Origin of the sequence: Sinomonas sp. (assembly GCF_036848755.1) — a bacterium.
Taxonomy (GTDB): Bacteria; Actinomycetota; Actinomycetes; order Actinomycetales; family Micrococcaceae; genus Sinomonas.
This window is the reverse complement of record NZ_DAIUJO010000233.1, coordinates 1-2,165: the sequence shown is the minus strand read 5'-3', so window position 1 is coordinate 2,165 and position 2,165 is coordinate 1. Positions and strand designations below refer to the sequence as shown.

Sequence of the window (2,165 nt, the reverse complement as noted above, 5' to 3'; positions counted from 1 at the left end):
GTGCGCCACGAGGCGCCGCATGACCGCAGGGAGGTGGGAGTCCTTCCTCTTCGGGCCGTCGCAGCGGCCTGATGAAGCTGGGGGCAGTCGATCTCGGGAGGTGCCGAGGCAGGCGGGAGCAGCCCCGACAACGACAGGACGGGTCGGTACTGCCAGACGGCCCGGGCCTGGCAAGCGAGACGGACAGGCGTACGAGTGCAGGAACCAGTGGTGGAACCCCCGAAAGTGGAACGTCGGCTCGAACCTGGTGGATCTGGGCCGGTCAGCGGTGCGCACCTCGGTCGGGACGTGCAGTCGCCGAGGGAACTTCGGCCAGGTCCAGGGTTGGCCGGGTCGAAGGCCACGATGAAGTGCTGCGGGGTAGTCGTGGCGAGGCCGCCGGGGAATAGCTGGGCGCCGATCCCGTCGAACGGTCAAGTGGTGAACGTGGGAACCACCGCGGGGCTGTCCCGCCGCCCGACCGGCCAGGTCGGGGCGGGCTGGGCGCACCGTCAGCCGATCGCCGCGTGGTGGGGCGGAGCCGCCGTAGTAGTCCGAGACCGGGAAAGCCGGTCACATGGCCAAGGGCGGCAGCGAGTTCGCAGTGCAGGAACTGGAAGGTCAGGAGGCCGCCGGTGAACACCGGCGCACCGCAGCTCGACGTGCGCTTCGCGCGGGCCCGGGTACTGAAGATCCAGACCAAGCTGCACCAGTGGGCCGGCAGCGATCCTGCTCGCCGGTTTGACGACCTGTTCAACCTGGTCGTCGATCCCGCCGTCCTGGCCGTGGCCTGGGCGCGGGTGCGCAGCAACCGGGGCTCGCGCACGGCCGGAGTGGACGGCATCACCGCCTACTACATCGAGGACGTGCGCGGGGTCGAGGTCTTCCTCGCCGATCTGCGGGCCGACCTGAAGGCCCGCCAGTTCGCCCCGGTGCCGGTGCGGGAACGGATGATCCCCAAGGCGTCGGGCAAGCTGCGCCGCCTGGGCATCCCGACCGTTCGGGACCGGGTGGTGCAAGCCGCCCTGAAACTGGTCCTGGAGCCGATCTTCGAGGCGGACTTCCAACCGTGTTCGCACGGGTTCCGCCCCGGTCACCGCGCGCAGGACGCGATCGCCGAGATCCACCAGTGGACCTCTCACCCGCGTAGCTACGGGTGGGTCGTCGACGCGGACATCGAGGCGTGCTTCGACGCGATCGACCACCCGGCCCTGATGGACCGGGTGCGGGCACGGATCGCCGACAAGCGCGTGCTGGCGCTGGTGAAGGCGTTCCTGAAGGCGGGCATCCTCAGCGAGGAGCAGACCCTCAGGGACACGGCCACCGGCACGCCGCAGGGAGGCATCCTGTCTCCACTGCTGGCCAACATCGCCCTCAGCGTGCTGGACGAGCACTTCACCGCCGCCTGGGCGGCGATGGGCGACTCCAGCGCCCGGCACCGCCGCCGCGCCAAGGGCCAGGCGACCTATCGGCTCGTCCGCTACGCGGACGACTTCGTCGTCCTGGTTCACGGCACCCAGGCGCACGCCGAAGCGCTGCGGGACGAGGCCGCAGCCGTCCTCGCCCCGATGGGCCTACGCCTATCGGCGGTGAAGACCAGGATCGTCTCGATCGACCAGGGCTTCGACTTCCTGGGCTTCCGCATCCAGCGGCAGCCCAAGCGAGGCAGCGGGAAGCCGACCACCTACACCTTTCCGACCAAGGCCGCGCTGGCCTCGGTCAAGGCCAAGGTGCGCACGGCAACCCAGCAGGGACTGAACAAGCCGCTCGCCGTCCTGCTCTACCGGCTCGCGCTGGTGCTGCGGGGCTGGGCCAACTACTTCCGGCACGGCGTCTCCAAGGCCACCTTCGACTACCTCCGCCGCTTCACCTGGCGACGGGTGCTGTTGTGGATGCGCCGCAAACACCCCCGTGCCAACTGGAAGGAGCTCCGTCGCCGCTACCTGCCCGGGTGGTGGCCGACGGACGGGACCGTGGCGCTGTTCGACATCGGCAAGGTGGCGGTCACCCGCTACCGGCACCGGCCGAACATCCCCACCCCGTGGTCAGCAGCGAGCGCGGCCTGACCCACCGGCACGACCTCGTGGAGAGCCGGATGCTCGGGAACGGGCACGTCCGGTTCGGAGGGCGGCCCGGGGAAACGGACCAGCCGCGAGGCTGGCACCGCGCCCCGGGTCGACCCCTAC

1 protein-coding gene is annotated in these 2,165 nt (G+C 70.5%); it reads left to right on the top strand.

The window, feature by feature from the left end; all coding sequences use genetic code 11:
• The first annotated feature begins 614 nt into the window (after positions 1-614).
• Positions 615-2,045 carry a group II intron reverse transcriptase/maturase gene (gene ltrA / locus V7053_RS18845; RefSeq protein WP_334173781.1) on the top strand — a complete coding sequence of 477 codons (1,431 nt, stop codon included), beginning with the start codon at positions 615-617 and terminating at the stop codon, positions 2,043-2,045.
• Positions 2,046-2,165 lie beyond the last annotated feature (120 nt).